We start from the raw sequence: 15,724 nt of genomic DNA, 5'->3' as shown, positions 1-15,724 counted from the left end.
CAGAGACTAGGTCCGCAGCACGTCGTGGTCTAGTGGCCGAGCACCAGTGAACTAGGCCAGTGAACTGTACAGGGACACAACAGGTCGCGATCGCTCGACGCTGATCGGCGAGCCACCTCAGTCAGAGTCCGCCAGCCGAATTTCCCGCCTACCAAGGCCTCACAGAACGACGGTGCCGAGGACTTCGCCGAACTGGTTCGCCGCTCGGTCAGTTCGGTGATCCGATTGAGCCGATACAGGACAGTGTTGCGGTGGCATAACAGATGCTCGGCGGCGCGTGTGGTCGAGCCGCCGGTGGACGTGCGGCCTGCAGGGCTACGTAGAGCTCTGCGGAAAGGTCACCAGTCGCTCATGTCGTCGTCTCCAGTGTCAGCGAGCCGCTCTTCCTCCGCGAGCCGCCGTATGTCCTCGTCAACGCGAGCCGAGGTCAGTGAGGCACCTTCGCCGAACCGGATGAGCTTCTCCGCTGGGCTGTAGAAGCGTGGGGTGGCCGCCGAGGCTGGCGCGGCAACCGCGGCACCGCCATGGCCTGCGCAGGGTGACCCAGTGGGCGCGGCCGCACGACGGGCACTCGGTGAGGTAGGCGCTCGGCCTGTATGCCGCGGCCCACCATGTGTGACCGTAACGGCCGCGAGAGCCGATCGGGTTCGCACTACGGAGGGAGGGCGAGCCCGGTAGCACCAGTCGGCCGCCGGGCCACCGGCCCTTGCATGCGCCGGTGCACTGGCAGGCACGGGCGGTGCCGAGCTCGGTCGCCTTCTCCCGCCGTGGCGTGTTCGGACCTTTGACTTCCAGCCATGTCCCTATTTCGGGAAGCCAGAAGTCAGGCATGTACCTGGTGCCGGACGCAAGGGTGATCAGCTCGGGCTCGTACTCCCACGCAATGCCGAGGCAGTTGAGCGTGACGGCCTAGTCAGCTACGAGACGCGAAGCGGGTACCGGCGTAGGTGGTGGGCACGGCGTGTATGGGCTCGGACATCTCAAGGCCCCCTGTCAGGCGTGCAGCTGCACGGAGTAGCCCTGGTCGTCGATCTCGCGCAGAACGCTGACAGCGAGCGTGAGGGCGATCACGGCGATGGCAGCGCTGTACTGGACGGCGCCGGCAGCGCGGGCGGTGGCGTGCCGGTTGAAGCCCTCCGGGACGGGGTGCTGTTGCTGGAAGTCCTCCAGTGTCCGGGCGAAAGGCAGGAAGACAGCTGCTCTGCGGAACTCGCCAATCATGGCGTCGTCGTCCACGTCGACCGTGGGGACGCTCTGCTTGATCCTGGCGTAGCCGGGCCACCAGCCCTGGTTGGTGAGCCACGCCGGGGTGGCGAAAGCCAGACCGCGCAGGAAGGTGTCCCGGACATTCGCGGCAACGGCCTGCGCACCGCTGAACATGCCGCCCGAGATCATCCGCACGCACTCCTCGAGCAAGGCCCGCTGCGCGGCAAACCGCGCGTCGGCGACGGGCCAGGGCCCTGCTGCAGGAGGCGAGGATCTCCGTCCGGGGGTCGTCGAGGACCTTCGCGAGAACGCACGTCACCCGCAGCGAGCAGCTGCCGGATCACATCGGCCGGGGGAACCCACGCCAGGGGCACACCTTCCAGCATCAGCCGGACCTTGTCCTTGTGGTTCAGGCGCTGGCCCTGCCAGTTCTCCGGCATCATCGCGTCCAGGCGTTCCAGCACTGGCTGCAAGGGCGCGACAGCCTTCGACAAGCCCTCCAGCAGCGCCGTCGGAAGTGCCACTCTGGGCGCCGGTATCAAGTTCGCAGCCACCATCCGCCGGATGTTCTCCGTAGCCGCGCTGAGCACCTCGGCCATCCGGGCATTCCCAGCGGGCACGGTGCGGGAGTCAAGGGGGGAAGGACGACGAGCGTCAACCGCGTTGTAAGTAGGGGATGTTGACGGACCTTACGGGTACTGCTTCACTGCCTCAGTGGCTCATCCACTGGACCACTGAACCATTCCAACACGACCTGTGCGGTTGCAACTTGTCATGAACGGGTCGAGATCGTCATCGTCAATCCAAGGAGCATGGTGAGCAGACCACTGAAACGGGGCGCCACCTTGATCGGCATGATGCTGTGGCTGGCCGCCGGCACCGCCCAGCCGGCGCTCGCCTCCACACCGGCGTACGCGAGCGACACGACCACCGCATCTCACCCTTCCCCGGTCCACGAGGCCGAGCAGCAGATCGCACAGTCGCTGGCCTCCTCATTACGCGACCCGCACTGGCGGGCGCGAGTGCGCGAGGCCGCGCTCAGCGCTCAGGACATCGACCTGCAGAGCCTGGCCGCCAGGGCCGGCGATCCGGCGGGCAGACACCTGCACGCCTCCGTCGCCGCCGCGAACCGGAGCATCGTGAGATGGAAGGGACTGCCCGCGTCCACCGGGTCGCTGCTGCGCGTGCGTCTCGGCGCACCCGCCATGCGCCCGCGTCTGACCCCCGTCAGCGCCCCGTGGGTCGCCGTCGCGGCGGCCGACGATCACGCTAAGACGCTCAGGGCCTACGACAGCCAGGGTCTCCCTCACGCCGTGGATACCTCCCGCGTACCCGAGCGGCCCCTCTACGTCCTCGACATCGACGTGTCCAAGGCACACCGGGCCGGACTGGCTGTGCTGCATAAGGCACTCACCGACAAGGGGCTGGCGTCGGCCGAGCCCGGCTCCGCGAACTCCCCCGACGCGGCGGGCTGGTGGGCCACCAAGGTCACCGCGGTTGTGGTGAAGGACGACCAGGAGCCCTGGTTCAAGGGCGGGGCCGAAATGTTCTCCCTGGTGACCGGCTTCGGCACGGACGGTAAGGCACGCGTCGACTCGGTCGACATGCCGTACCTGGACCACGACGACACCGTTTACCACCCGAACCAGATACTAGTCAACTGGTCGAACTACAAGTACAACCTGGCCGATGTCGTCATGATGGAGGACGACGACGGGACCAACTACAAGGCGCTGGCCCAGGCGATCACTACGGCCCTGCTCACCGTCACCGACCAGGGCACGTACATACCGCTGGTGAACGCCCTGCTGAGCGCCATGCCCGACTCCTGGTTTACCGACGACCCCGACTACGTGGAGTCCTGGTACACCCTGGCCAAAAACTCCACGGGGCAGCTCGACGGCGCTTCGGGCAACGGCTGGATGACCGTCGAACCGTACTTCGTCGAACAGTTCTGACGACTGCGGTGAGGTCGCGGGGCGCAACGGTCGTCGCCGCGCGTACCAAGCCAGTTGACACCGCAGCCCTCGCAAGCGGCCCCGCCCCGCCCCTGGCACCCCCGGGGGGGGCGGGGCCGTGGCCGACCGCTACGGGGAGGCGCACATGGCCGTGGTGTTCTTCGTCCTGTACGCGGGCTTCACGGCAGGCCGCCGCCGGGCCGCCGCGTTCGACCGCGCCCAGGCCGCCACCCGCGCCTAACGCCAGGCCCCGTCCCCAGCCCCGGTCGCCCAGCAGGAAGCGCACCTGACACCCACTGGCGTTCCTGGTCCATCGAGCGGCGACGGTCCGACGAGGTCCGGCAGTACGACGCTGCGGCACTCGCCGTCGTGCTGTGGGCTCCGCGTCCTTCCTGCGTCGACGGACCAGCGGCCCTGTGGGCTCCGCCCGTGGCGGTACGCCGCCCCCCCCCGCCCGATGTCCGGGCCCGGGGGCTCGGTAACGCCAGTCGCTCGGTGGGAGGGGCGGCTCAGGGCGGCGCGTCGGGCTGGGTGCCGACCGTGTAGGTGTCGTAGATGTCGAGGAGGTCCTCCTCGGCGTCCAGCCACACCTCCGGCGGCATCCGGCAGACCAGGGCCGTCAGCCGGAGCAGGGCGGTCAGCCCCGGCAGCCGGTCCGCCTCCTCGGTCAGCAGAGGCTTTGTGCCGGGCCACTCGGCGGCCAGGGCGCGCAGGCAGTCGTGCCGCGCGCGGTCCTCACCGAGGGCCGGACGGTCGTCCGTGACGTGCCAGAGGCCCGCCGTCGGAACCGGCCGGCACGCTGCGACGAGGTGCCGCCGCAGTGCCGGGTCCGCGTTCTCCCACGAGGCGGGGAAGGGCAGGCCGGTCAGGGCCGCCGCGGCCTTCTCCTCCGCCTCGGTCAGCCGGTCCGGGGCGATGCCCAGCGCGGTCAGCCCGTAGGGGGACTCACCGTGCCAGTGCAGCAGGCAGAGCACCCGCGGACCATGGATCACAGGCACATCTCACACCATCCCTTCAGGTAGCGCTTGTCGTAGTTGTAGACCGTGCCGTAGATGCGGGAACCTGACGCTACAGACTGCAGGGTGCCGCCCCTGCCTGCCAGGGCCTTGCGCGGCTCGATGACGCCCGGGGCAGTGTCGCTCTGCCCGGAAGGCTCCCGCACCATCGCCTCACCGTGCGTTCGAGCCCTCGGCCGCGGTGCCGGCCGTCCTGGCGTAACAGGACGCGTCAGGGCGCGGTCAGCGGGTCCTGCCACAGTCGGTCTTGTGAACGGCAGCCGGGCAGTACCGGCGGCCGGGAGCAAGGGAGAGGTGCCCGGAGTGGTTGATCGGGGACCAGCGAGCTCGCCTCACGGTCGGGCCCCCTTTCGGGGTCCACGCAGGTTCGAATCCTGCCCTCTCCGCAATAACCCCTCCAGTCCCTCCTGGGGCACTGAAGGGCCGGGGCGGTCCACCAGTCCTCGAGCCCGCGGCCCCTCATCGTGTCTGTTACTCACTTTCGGGTGAACGCGATCACGGGGCGCCCAGCCCGGACGGGAAGCGCTCTCTGCGTGGCTGAGCGAACCGACCGAGCCGGAGAGGGTGCGGCACGACCTGGCGGTGAAGATCCGGGGTGCCGCCTTCGACGATCCGGCCGCCGAGTACGGTCGGAAGCCCATGGCGATCGTGGTCACGGCCGGTCAGCGCGGCGACTCGCCTCCGTTCGAGCCCGTGCTGGGGAAGATCCGTGCCTCGCATCGGGCCGGGCCGGCCCCGCCTCCGCCCCGACCGGGCGCGGGCCGACAGGCGTACGCCTCCCGCAAGAACCGCGCCTACCTGCGCCGACGCGAGATCCGCTGCACCATCCCAGGCAAGGCCGACCAGGCGCTTAACCGCCGGAAGCTCGGCTCCCGCGGCGGCTGGCCGTCGCGATTCGCCCCGGGCGACTACCGCGAGCGTCACGCGGTCGAGTGCGGGATCAACCGCCTCAAGAGACATTGCGGTGTCGCCACGGCGATACGACAAGCTCGCCGTGCGCTACGAGGAGACCGTCCTCGTCGCGACCATTAACGAGTGGCTGTGACCCGCGGTCTCACGCAGCGGGATCCACGTTCCACGCCGCGGGCGGATCGCTCACGCAGAAGACGCAGACGAAGTCGTCCTCACGCACGATGTTGCCTCGGCACCAGCCCGAGACCCCGGTTTCTGCTTCCTCCTCCCAGGGGCTGCGACAGCCCCTGAGCCTGAACCCCGCCCATGCATGTCCTGGCCCCTTGTCGCCCGACTACGCCGAGGCCTCGGCCCCTGCGCGGGGGGCGAACCCGCTCCCCTGCTCGGCGAACACCTTGATCGCGGCGCCCAGGAACTCCACCATCCCGGGGTGGTAGGAATCGTGGAACGCCCTCATAGCATCGTCCTCGGCGTAGAAGAGCGACATGCCGACGTAAGCCTCCCTCGAGGGGGTGTAGAACCGGCTGACGATGTCGAAGTGCCTGCGGACGAACTCCTGGATCTGCTGGTCCCCTGGCCGGGAGCCACCGTCCAGGAAAGCCGTGATCTCCCGGTAAAGGACGTCCCAGTCCTGGTGGACCCGCTCCCTGTCCACATGTTCCCAGTTGTTGGTTCGGGCAAGGCTCTTCGCCTGTTCCTCGGCCAACGACCTGCGGCACTCGTCCTCGTAACTGTTCCCCACGGCACCGGTTCCCATCGTTTCGTCACCTCTTCGGTGGATCCCCGAGAGGCCGCCGACATGTCGACGTCGACCGGCCGTCGATGATCAACTGCCGGTCCAGGCCGAACGGTGACACAGAGCCACCGGGTCGGCAAACCATTTCTTGGGCCCTCCGGCGCTCCGTCCCGGTCAGCCGGCGGCGGAAAGGCGCAGCTTGAACGGCGAGCCGTCGGGGCGGAGCCTCAGCCGCTCGACCGCGCGGCCCGGATTCCCGCGGCGACCTCGCGCGGCAGGACGAGCTCGGCCGGCACGGGGTCCGGTTCCATGACGGCCGGTCGACCGGTCTCCACGACGGAACACCGGTCCGGACCCGGAACCGTATGCCGTCGATCAACTGCCGCCGAGGCCAAGCAGGCGCGCCCACTGTCGTCCGCTCCACCACCAACGGCGCGACGACAGGCCACAAGCTCAACGTTCTGATCACCGACCCCTTGGCACGGCCAACCTCACGACCGGTCAGTCCACGCAGAGCCTTCAAGCCGTACGGGGAGATACGCGGCGCCAAACCCGCCAACTGGCCCAACAAGCGCAGCTACCTCGGCTCGGGCATCGACGACGCGGCCACCGGCCTGACCCACCTCGGTGCCCGCGAATACGACCAGAACAGCGGCAGGTTCCTCTCCGCCGACCCGGTCATCGACCTCGCCGACCCGCTCCAGATGTACGGGTACGCCTACTCCGGCGCCAACCCGGTCGCACACTCCGACCCCTCCGGCCTGTGCATGGCGGACATCTGCGGCATCGGATACCCCATCGGCGGCACCGGCTCCAACGGCGGAGATAAGCAAGACGTGACCACCGCCCCCCAACACCCAGGCGGAGTCGGCCTCCAGCACTCCAACGGGGCCGGATACACAGGAGACCTCCCCGCCGCCGCCCACGGCGACTCCAACCAACTCGTACGCAAGAACAACGAGTGGTACCTCACCCTCTATCCGGGCATTTATCTGCCTGCCCACCACGCGCAGATCGACTCCATTGCGGGAGAAGTCCGCAGTGAGATGGGGAAGCTTTGCGACGGCTTCGACTAGTACTGCGCCGCTCCACGCGACGGCATCGACGTCAATGCCCAGACCCGCGTGACCGTCAAAATGCGGGCCTGCCCCAAGAGCTGCAACGGTGGCGCACTGTGGATGAGCCCCGCCGCCGTGATTGATGCATTGATGGGCAGCGCATCGCTTGGTAACAGCAAGAGCGTCTCTTCGTACGCTGGCCGGCCAAACAGAGCCCGCAACGTGTCGGGGATGAAAGTCGGCTGCAAGTGTTTCCTCGCCGGCACCGACGTTCTCATGGCCGACGGTTCCACCAAGGACAGCGAGGACATAGAAATCGGTGACAAGGTCCTGGCCACCGACGCCAGCACCGGCAAAACCGTTTCCGGCCGGTCACCCGCCTCATCAGGACCGTTGGCGACAAGTACTTCAACGAACTGTCCGTCGCCACACAGGACGGCATAGAAATGCTCACCGCCACACACGAGCACCCATTCTGGTCCCCGTCTCAGCGCGACTGGATACCCGCAGGCTCACTGGAAGCCGGCATGACCCTGCGCACCGACACCGACCGCACCGAGATCGTCACAGGCAACCGCCCGTTCACCAAGCACGCACGCACCTACAACCTCACCGTCGACGACCTCCACACGTACTATGTACTGGCTGGTGCGACGCCGGTCCTAGTCGTTCTGGCTCACGCGGCGTGTCCCCGCTCCTGCTGCTCCGCTAGATCACGCCGCGCCTGCAGCTCCGCCAGGCGTTGCTCGTCAACGGACTCGGCAGTGCCGGCCTCCTTTGCGAACGCGTCGCCACTGCGGGCCATCGATGCCCGGAATGCGTCGAGGAGGCGCTCCTCCACGGCGGTGGCCCGGGCGTAGGCCGCCGACAGGATGTACTCCTGCAGACTGACACCTTCCTGTCGCGGTCCCGCGCCCCGCGCCGACCGCGCTTGGCGCCACGGTCGCGTCGGTTGATCGTCGCGGCTCGGGGTAGCGAAGCGGCATGGCAACCCAGAACAGCTCCGCCCCTGCCAGCGGCCGGCTTCAGCCCGAGATCGACGTCCCGGCCCTCACCGCCGTCCTCGACGGCGAGTACGCCGGGATCCGGGACCTCGTCCGGACCAACTTGGTCACCCATGCCGCCGTCCTCGACGAGGCCGACGCGCTCAGCATCGACGCGTTCCGTGAGAGGGTCCGCGATGTCGTCGTCCAGTTGGCCGCGACCGGTCAGACCGGCATGGGCTTCCCCGGCGCGTACGGCGGCGGCGACGACGTCGGCGCGTCGATCGCCGCCTTCGAGACCCTGGCATTCGGCGACCTCTCCGTACTCGTGAAGGTCGGCGTCCAGTTCGGGCTCTTCGGCGGAGCCATCCTGCATCTCGGCACCGACCACCACCACAAGACCTACCTGCCCCGCCTGGTCACCGGAGAGCTGATGGGCTGCTTCGCCATGACCGAGGTGGGTCACGGGTCCAACGTCCAGGCGCTCGGCACCATCGCCCGCTACGACCCCGAGAACCGGGAGTTCGTCCTCACCACTCCCGACGACCAAGCCCGCAAGGACTACATAGGCAACGCCGCCCGCCACGCCGAACTCGCCGTCGTCTTCGCCCAGCTGGAGGTGGACGGCCGGACCGAGGGAGTCCACGCCTTCGTCGTTCCCCTACGGTCGGACGGCCAGGTCATGCCCGGTGTCGCCATAGAGGACGACGGCCGGAAGATGGGCCTCAACGGCGTCGACAACGGACGCATCCGCTTCGACGGGGTACGCGTCCCCCGCGAGGCGCTCCTCGACCGCTTCGCCCAGGTCACCCCCGAAGGTCGCTATGAGAGCGCCATCGAGAACCCCGACCGACGCTTCTTCACCATGCTCGGCACCCTCGTGCAGGGCCGAGTCAGCGTTGCCGGAGCCGGAGTCAGCGTTGCCAAGGTCGCACTAGCGGTCGCCACCAAGTATGCCGACCGGCGGCGCCAGTTCACATCGTCCCGGGACACCGAGGAACAGGTACTCCTCGACTACGGCCTCCACCAGCGCCGGCTGCTCCCCCTCCTCGCCCGCACCTACGCGCTGCACTTCGCCCAGGACGTCGTACGAGCTCAGTTGCACGAGGTTTTCTCCAGCATCGAAAACGACCCGCAGGCACGGCGCCGCCTTGAGTCGCGAGCCGCCGGCATCAAGGCACTCGCCACCTGGCACGCCACCCGCGTCGTCCAGGAGTGCCGCGAGGCGTGCGGCGGCGCGGGCTACCTTGCCCGGAACCGCTTCGCCGCCCTCAAACGGGACAGCGACGTCTTCACCACCTTCGAGGGCGACAACCACGTGCTCCTCCAGCTCGTGGCCAAGGGCCTGCTCACCGACCACGCGACCGAGTTCGAGGACCTCGACCAGCTCGGTATGGTCCGCTACGTCACCGGCCTCGCCGTCGAGACCGTCATCGAGCGGACCTCGGCGCACAAACTCCTCGAACGTGTCCGCGACCTGCTGCCCGGGGGAGACGCATGGGACCGGGAAGCTGGACTCCTCGACTCGGAGTACCACCTCGCCATGGTGCGCTTCCGCGAGGAGCACATGCTCGCCGGCCTCGCCCGCCGCATAAAGCGCGGCATCCAGCAGGACGAGCCCGGCGAGGTCTTCTCGCTGATCCAGGACCACGTCATCGCCCTCGCCCGGGCCCACGTCGAACGGCTGGTCACGGAGGCCTTCGTCGACAAGGTGCGGGCTCTTCCCGAAGGCACAGAGAAGGATGCCCTGGGCCTGCTGTGCGACCTGTTCGCGCTCTCGACCATCGAAGCCGACCGCGCCTGGTTCATGGAACACGGCCGGCTGACCGTCCAGCGGTCCAAGGCGATCAGCCGCGAGGTGAACGACCTCTGCCGCAAGGTGCGCCCCCTCGCCGTCGACCTCGTCGACGCCTGGGGCATCCCGGCTCCTGTCCTGCGAGCACCGGACCTGGTCGGCCCCGCCGACTGACGGCACGGACGAGCAGCGCAGTGACGACGGCTGCGGATCACCTGGACGGCCGGGTCTACGGCCCCAGCTGCACGACGTTCTCGGCGGACCGTTCCTGACCCGCCGGGCGGGTCCACCGGGGCGAGCCCTCGCGCACGGCGGCCACCGGCGGCTACGGGGTCGGGCGGTGTGCGTGAGTTGGAACCCTGTGCGTGACCGGGCCGCCCGAAGACGTCGCTGCCCCGGCCGGTGCAACCGGTCGGGGCGGAGCGCTGCAGGGGCAGAGGTCAACGGGTGGGCTCGCGGTCGAGGACCGTGTCCTGGCGAATGATGCCGGTATCGGCTTGGGCACCGCAGCTGGCCCCGACGCAGTTTCGGGCCGGTAGCTCGATGATGCCGTGATGAGGCATGTTCACGTAGTTGGGGCGTTGGAACTGCGTGAAGAGGGACCCGAAGTCGGGGCGGGGCGGGGCGGATCGGCGGCTACGGCTGTTCCTACGCGGGGGCGGGAGCCGGCGCCTCGAGCGGCGTCACGCCCAGGGTCAGCAGTTCTTGCTGCTCGGCCGACAGCGTCTTCCAGGTGCCGGGCTGCTTCTGCCGCTGCAGCCATCGTCCGAGGTCGTCGCCGTCGAGGTGGACGCCGTGGGCGATGTCGGGGAGGCGGCCGTCTGGCTCGTCGGCGGCGAGGTCGGCGAGCACCCGGTGGTGGCGCTGCCAGTCCAGCGGGCAAGGGCAGTTCCAGTCCGTATCGATCGCGGTCAGCTGCTCGGCGCGCACGGCGGCCCGGTCGGGGTTTTTGCCGAGGCCGTGGGGGCGGCGGAGGTTGGCGATCAGTTGTCCGATGGCGACGGGCTGTCCGGCGGGGTGGTGATCGCCTTGTCCGGCTGCGCCGAATACTCCCGACCGACGCTCTCTCGCCAGGTTTAACGGCGGTACGGCGATGCTTAGTTCCCGATAGAGATGTGACGTTTCGCCCAGCAAAATGACCTGTCGCAGTACACAGTGGCGGCCCCATACTCCGGGACCTGACGAACCGACGGGTAAGGAGCACGGTGAGCGCAGCAGCGGCAGCAGGGACCTGGAAGCTTGGGGATCTGGAAGTGAATCGCATCGGCTACGGCGCGATGCGGCTGACGGGCAACGGCATGATGGGCAACTCCGACGGCGCGCCGATCGACCGCGATGTCGCTGTCGGTCTGGTGCACAGCGCGTTCGAGCAGGGCGTCAACCACATCGACACGGCCGCCTTCTACTTCTCCCCACTGCGGTCCGCGAACGAGCTCATTAACCGCGCCCTCTCGTCCTGGCACGGCGACGTGGTCGTGGTGACCAAGGTCGGCCCGGCACGCGATCCCTCCGGCGAGTGGCTCGACATGGTCCGCCCCGACCGGCTGCGGGGCCAGGTCGAGGAGAACCTGCGCCAGCTCGGCCGGGACTGCCTGGACGTGGTGAACTTGCGCGCCGGCGGCCCGCGCACGGCATCGATCGCCGAGCACTTCGGCGCTCTCGCTGAGCTGCGCGAGGCCGGCCTGGTCCGGCACCTCGGGCTCTCCGCTGTCCTGCCTGAGCACGTGGCCGAGGCCCAGAAAATCGCGCCCGTGATCTGTGTGCAGAACTCCTACGGCTTGGACTGGCGCCGTGCCGACGAGAGCGGGCTGGTGGACCTGTGCGGGGAGCAGGGCATCGCCTTCGTGCCGTTCTTCTCAGTCTCCGGCCTGCGGCGAGAGGCAGCCGCAGGCCAGGAGCACGACGCGCGGGTCCACTCCGTCGCTCGCGCACACAACGCCACCCCGGCCCAGGTACGGCTCGCCTGGACCCTTCACCGCGGTCCGCACGTGCTGGCCATTCCCGGTACCACGAACCCGGCTCACCTCGCGGAGAACATCGCCGCCGGAAGTTTGCGCCTGACCGAAGGGGAACTGTCTCTCCTCGGCAAGCCGGACGAGGGCACCGTCTGAGACTCCGCGCGCGATGCTCGGTGAATGGGTCCGGTCCGTTGAGTACCGGACCGAGTGGGGCGAGGAGTCTCACTGAGTTTTCGCGGCGTTCGGTGACGAAATGGTCCCCCCCACAGCCACGCCGACCACCCCCGGTCCGCAGGAAAGTGCCGGCCGGCCTCCGCGACGTCACCCGGCTCGGCACCGAGAGGGGACCGCGCCCGGTCGGCAGCTTCTCTCAGGGCGTGGTCGGTGACCTCGTCCGCATACAGGTCCGCGGCGGTTTGGGGCAGAAGGACGGCGAAGGCCTCGGCTTCCTCGACCCGGCTGTGCAAGGTCATCATCGTCTTGATGTTGCGGGTACTGGCGTGCTTCACAGCGCGGTCTGCAGCAGCGCGAGCCGCCGGCCACGCCGCGCCTCGTCGGTCAGGCCGACAAAGTAGTCGAGGTCGTCTCGGTCGTCTTGGATCCCCCGGCCGCCGTGGCGCTTTACGCCCCGAGGGAACCTTCGGGTGATCGGCAGCATTGGGCGTGGCCCGGGGCATGTCTCTGTGGAGAGGCGTTCGGGGTGGTGCGTGTCGCGCCTCGCTCGCTCTCGGCCGCGGGTCCACGTTTGCGTGAACCCGGACGGAAGTGTCCGCTCCGCCGGGCATCATCGCCGACCATAAGACGTTTAGCGTGGTCACCGCCTGCCCCATCTTGCGCACGGGAACCGCACGCAAGATGGACGCAATACGTTCGTTTCGGGTGCTGCAGTAGGTCACCACTGCAGCCGCACCGTGACTCGCGCTGCACGCTACGGCCCGGCCGGAGCAGCGGGAGAGCGCCGCGGGCCGGCCTGCGGCGCCTCGAGCGCTCGCAGGGGCCCCTCGCGCTCGAAGGCAGGGCGAGGACCAAGCCTCACCTCTCAGCCGCGATCACCTCCACGGAGTGCGGGCTGCGTGGCACTGGGTCAGTAGTGGACGTTCCAGCCCAATGCCTCGGCGACGACCTGGAGACCCACCTCCACTCGCCCAGTGGCTACCAGACCACTTCTGTACCGGAGTGCTGAGCCGATTCGACGCCGAGACCGGGCTGCTGCGCTGGGTGAACTGCGGTCATCCACCACCACTGCCAATTCGCAAGGGCAGGGTACCGGCCGGGGCACTGGACAGTGCCCCGCAGCCACCGTTGGGGCTCGCCGGCCCACTCGCCCCGGCAACTGGCAGGTTCAGGAGACGGAACTCGAACCAGACGACTGCGTCCTGCTCTACAGCGACGGCGTCGTGGAGGCCCGGGACGAGAGCGGCGGAGAGTTCGGTCTCGACCGATTCACCGACTTCATCATCCGGTCCAACGCTGCTGGCGAGCGCCCAGCAGAGGTACTGCGGTTGCTCATCCATGCGATCCTTGACTACCAGGGCAACCAGCTGCGGGACGACGCGACCATCCTGCTCTTCGATGGCGCTCCCAATCCCACGGATTCGTACTGTGCTGAGCCCGACGCGTCTGATGGGCTCGGCCGTGTCCGCGGCAGCCGTGTTCGGGCAGCAGGCCAAGGTGACTTCGGGAACATCTGGAGCGACGAAGCCGTATCCGGGCTCGCTCTCGGGGAGGTGCCGTGCCCAGGCCGCACCCATCGGTTCGCCGGCGTCGGTCTGCGCCATGACCCCGAAGTCGTGCCTGCGAGGCCAGCCGACGAGGTAGTGCGCGGCGTGCGGCTCAGCGGCGAGCTGCTCAGCAGTGAGCCGCTGCTCGCCGTTCCAGTTGTACGCCTCGAGCCACAGGAAGTCGGTGTCGGCGGCAACGGCGAGGCGGACAGACATCAATGGCCTTCGGGGTGGGAGCGGTGCGGGCCGACCGACGATAGGTCGCCACCCGCCGCTCGGCAAGCAGTGCTGTCGGGGGGCACCTGCAGTACCGGTCGGCCGACGGTACCTTGCCACCATTACTCACCACCGAAAGGGCAATGCTGGCCAGGCGCCCATCTGCCGTACGGGACGACCTCCCCGTACGCCTCCCCAGACAACTTCCGCTACCCGTATCCGCCGATCATCAGACTGTCCGGGGCGTGCAAAGCCCACATCCGCAGGCTCGAACACCGGCGCTTTCTGGCCAGGCGCCACGGAAAAGGCCTTCTGGCACTGGGCTGCCCTCGTTCACGGCCCACCGAAGAGGATCGCTGATCCTTTCACGTCGACCAGGTGTGGGATCCCAGAGTGTGGTTGCGATCCGAGCTACTCCCGCGATCATCTCGAAGAGATCCTCCGGCAGCACCGGGTCTTCGATCAACGCGACGGGAAAGACCGACGGCCTCGCGCCCCAGCGGGCCGAACTGACGGCGGCGAGGGCGGACGAGTTGGATGCGGACACCGTCAACCGGGAGCTAGCCATCGTGCGAAAGGCGCTCGGCCGGTGGCAGCGCCAGGGTTGGATCGAACATGATCCGACGATCGGCATCGAGCGCCGGCCGGCGCCGCCGGACCCCAACAGAGCCCTGGAGGAGAACCAGACCGCTGCCCTGCGGCGCCCGGATGCTCCCGTGATGCTCCTGCGCAGGATCGGGGCTTCGATCCGAGGCCATCGGGCTTCTGGCAGACCCTGATCGATGCGCGTGTTAGCGTCGCCGTAGAGGCTCATAGGTGCCTGCCCCGGAGGGGATGTGCGCCGTACCCGGCCCGCTAAGACGACGCACTCAAGGAGACGTCATGGGTGCCGACAGTTTCCTGATCGACTTCGAGGGAGCCAAGCCCAGGCCTAGTGTGCTAGATGTGCGGTGGATTCACGGCTCGCCGTCGGCCAAGCACAACGCCGATCCGGACATCCAGGTCCACGGCTATGACGAGCACACGTACATCCTCCGGCAGAACATGGCGATCGACTACGAGGCGCCGTTCTTGTTCCTGTTGTTCGGCAATGAGCGGGCGGTGCTGATCGACACCGGTGCCACCGCATCCGCCGAGTTTTTCCCTCTTCGTCAGGTGGTCGACGAGCTCATGGAGTCCTGGCTCGCGCGTCACCCACGGCACGGCTACCAATTGCTGGTGCTGCACACTCACCCGCACGGTGATCATGTCGCAGGCGACGGCCAGTTCTCCGATCGTCCTGACACCACGGTTGTCGGTGCGGAGGCGGCCGCCGCCTGGCCGTATTTCGGATTTGCCACCGACCCTGATGCTGTGGCGCACATTGACCTCGGGGGGAGAGTGCTGGAGTGTCTGGCGACCCCGGGCCACCACGAAGCGGCGGTGACGTTCTACGATCCGTGGACCGGGTTCCTTCTCACCGGTGACACCGTCTACCCCGGCCGGCTCTACATTGATGACTGGCCGGCATTCATCCGGACGATAGATCGCTTGATCGACTTCTGCGACCACCGGACGGTCACCCACGTGCTCGGCTGCCACATCGAGATGTCCCGGCAACCTGGTGTGGACTATCCGATCCGTACCGTCTATCAGCCTGACGAGCCCCCGCTGCAGATGACCACCGACCACCTGCGCGAGATCCGCAAAGCGCTGGAAGAGATCGGCGACCGGCCGCGCCGTCGGGCCTTCCCGCTCTTCGTCCTGTGCCCTAGCAGATGAGGGGCATGAACAGACCGGGTTCCCTCCCCAGTGCTTCGGCTGGGAAGGCATCGCTCCGCGCTGCGCCGACGCGCGCCTTGGCGAGGTTGGCCGGCAGCATGAGGTCAGAACACGTCGCGGCTGGGGCGGTCTGCCTGACAACCTCAGCCAGGCAGTATGGCGCGAGCCTCGAAGATGGTGGCTCCAACATCGTGCTTTACCAGGCAGGTCCACGACTGCCCGACGCGCCGGAAGCTTACGGGGCCGTGATCACTCGCGCCAAGGCAGCTCCTGGGCAAAGCTGCTCCGCCAACCTCGGGCCCGACTGTGGCGCGGCCCGACGTGGTGTCGGGCCGCGTCTTCGGTCCTCGCCTTTTTCGAACCTGCTGGCGCGTTCCGGCTGACGGTGAGCGAGTAGCAGGCCG

The 15,724-nt window shown here is 68.3% G+C and carries 11 protein-coding genes, 6 pseudogenes and 1 riboswitch; of the genes and pseudogenes, 11 read left to right on the top strand and 6 right to left on the bottom strand.

From position 1 onward, the window contains the following. Nucleotides 1-29: 29 nt before the first annotated feature. Nucleotides 30-284, bottom strand: a pseudogene (locus ACZ6B1_RS34075) (helix-turn-helix domain-containing protein); the annotation flags it as partial. Between the two features lie 709 nt (nucleotides 285-993). Further along, a complete protein-coding gene (locus ACZ6B1_RS34070; RefSeq protein ID WP_468784633.1) occupies nucleotides 994-1,401 on the bottom strand; it encodes a hypothetical protein in 408 nt (135 codons plus the stop codon). Between the two features lie 617 nt (nucleotides 1,402-2,018). Between ACZ6B1_RS34070 and ACZ6B1_RS34065 the strand changes: the two genes are divergently transcribed. Continuing rightward, entirely contained in the window at nucleotides 2,019-3,164 is a 1,146-nt protein-coding gene (locus tag ACZ6B1_RS34065) for a DUF3103 family protein (RefSeq protein WP_468784632.1), read from the top strand. A gap of 118 nt (nucleotides 3,165-3,282) precedes the next feature. After that, nucleotides 3,283-3,405, top strand: a complete 123-nt coding sequence (locus tag ACZ6B1_RS34060) for a hypothetical protein (RefSeq protein ID WP_468784631.1) — start codon at nucleotides 3,283-3,285, stop codon at nucleotides 3,403-3,405. Nucleotides 3,406-3,673: 268 nt separating this feature from the next. Here the strand turns inward: ACZ6B1_RS34060 and ACZ6B1_RS34055 are convergent, their stop codons facing one another. Then, a complete protein-coding gene (locus tag ACZ6B1_RS34055) occupies nucleotides 3,674-4,156 on the bottom strand; it encodes a hypothetical protein (protein ID WP_468784630.1) in 483 nt (160 codons plus the stop codon). Further along, a complete protein-coding gene (locus ACZ6B1_RS34050; RefSeq protein ID WP_468784629.1) occupies nucleotides 4,153-4,329 on the bottom strand; it encodes a hypothetical protein in 177 nt (58 codons plus the stop codon). The genes ACZ6B1_RS34055 and ACZ6B1_RS34050 overlap by 4 nt, the downstream gene beginning before the upstream one ends. 139 nt (nucleotides 4,330-4,468) lie before the next feature. On the opposite strand from ACZ6B1_RS34050, the pseudogene ACZ6B1_RS34045 reads away from it, so the two are divergent. Together ACZ6B1_RS34045 and ACZ6B1_RS34040 are read left to right on the top strand one after the other, a co-directional pair. Then, nucleotides 4,469-4,566 (top strand): annotated as a pseudogene (locus ACZ6B1_RS34045). A 118-nt stretch (nucleotides 4,567-4,684) separates the two neighbouring features. Beyond that, a pseudogene (locus ACZ6B1_RS34040) lies at nucleotides 4,685-4,801 on the top strand (PadR family transcriptional regulator); the annotation flags it as partial. Nucleotides 4,802-5,426: 625 nt separating this feature from the next. On the opposite strand, the gene ACZ6B1_RS34035 reads toward ACZ6B1_RS34040, so the two are convergent. After that, on the bottom strand, nucleotides 5,427-5,849 hold the full coding sequence (locus ACZ6B1_RS34035; RefSeq protein WP_468784628.1) for a TipAS antibiotic-recognition domain-containing protein: 423 nt from the start codon (nucleotides 5,847-5,849) through the stop codon (nucleotides 5,427-5,429). Nucleotides 5,850-6,220: 371 nt separating this feature from the next. Between ACZ6B1_RS34035 and ACZ6B1_RS34030 the strand changes: the two are divergent. Together ACZ6B1_RS34030 and ACZ6B1_RS34025 are read left to right on the top strand one after the other, a co-directional pair. Beyond that, nucleotides 6,221-7,575 (top strand): annotated as a pseudogene (locus tag ACZ6B1_RS34030) (polymorphic toxin-type HINT domain-containing protein); the annotation flags it as partial. A 295-nt stretch (nucleotides 7,576-7,870) separates the two neighbouring features. Further along, on the top strand, nucleotides 7,871-9,838 hold the full coding sequence (locus tag ACZ6B1_RS34025; RefSeq protein ID WP_468784627.1) for an acyl-CoA dehydrogenase family protein: 1,968 nt from the start codon (nucleotides 7,871-7,873) through the stop codon (nucleotides 9,836-9,838). Between the two features lie 477 nt (nucleotides 9,839-10,315). Here ACZ6B1_RS34025 and ACZ6B1_RS34020 read toward each other — a convergent pair. After that, nucleotides 10,316-10,666: pseudogene (locus ACZ6B1_RS34020) on the bottom strand (helicase associated domain-containing protein); the annotation flags it as partial. A 203-nt stretch (nucleotides 10,667-10,869) separates the two neighbouring features. Here ACZ6B1_RS34020 and ACZ6B1_RS34015 point away from each other — a divergent pair. The 5 genes and pseudogenes from ACZ6B1_RS34015 to ACZ6B1_RS33995 all read left to right on the top strand — a co-directional run bounded on the left by ACZ6B1_RS34015 (nucleotide 10,870) and on the right by ACZ6B1_RS33995 (nucleotide 15,320). Beyond that, nucleotides 10,870-11,775, top strand: a complete 906-nt coding sequence (locus tag ACZ6B1_RS34015) for an oxidoreductase (protein ID WP_468784626.1) — start codon at nucleotides 10,870-10,872, stop codon at nucleotides 11,773-11,775. Between the two features lie 954 nt (nucleotides 11,776-12,729). Beyond that, a pseudogene (locus ACZ6B1_RS34010) lies at nucleotides 12,730-12,891 on the top strand (SpoIIE family protein phosphatase); the annotation flags it as partial. A gap of 128 nt (nucleotides 12,892-13,019) precedes the next feature. Continuing rightward, nucleotides 13,020-13,919: a hypothetical protein gene (locus ACZ6B1_RS34005; protein ID WP_468784625.1), complete on the top strand. Its 900-nt coding sequence runs from the start codon at nucleotides 13,020-13,022 to the stop codon at nucleotides 13,917-13,919. A 35-nt stretch (nucleotides 13,920-13,954) separates the two neighbouring features. After that, the gene (locus ACZ6B1_RS34000; RefSeq protein WP_468784624.1) at nucleotides 13,955-14,338 is read left to right on the top strand and encodes a hypothetical protein; all 384 of its coding nucleotides are present in this window, start codon (nucleotides 13,955-13,957) and stop codon (nucleotides 14,336-14,338) included. A gap of 23 nt (nucleotides 14,339-14,361) precedes the next feature. Beyond that, nucleotides 14,362-14,429, top strand: a riboswitch (guanidine-III (ykkC-III) riboswitch). A gap of 12 nt (nucleotides 14,430-14,441) precedes the next feature. Continuing rightward, a complete protein-coding gene (locus tag ACZ6B1_RS33995; RefSeq protein WP_468784623.1) occupies nucleotides 14,442-15,320 on the top strand; it encodes an MBL fold metallo-hydrolase in 879 nt (292 codons plus the stop codon). The last annotated feature ends 404 nt before the right edge of the window (nucleotides 15,321-15,724 follow it).

The organism is Streptomyces sp. NPDC041129 (assembly GCF_055592265.1).
Note: the sequence above shows the minus strand (reverse complement) of the source record. Positions and strands in the feature narration are given on the sequence as shown.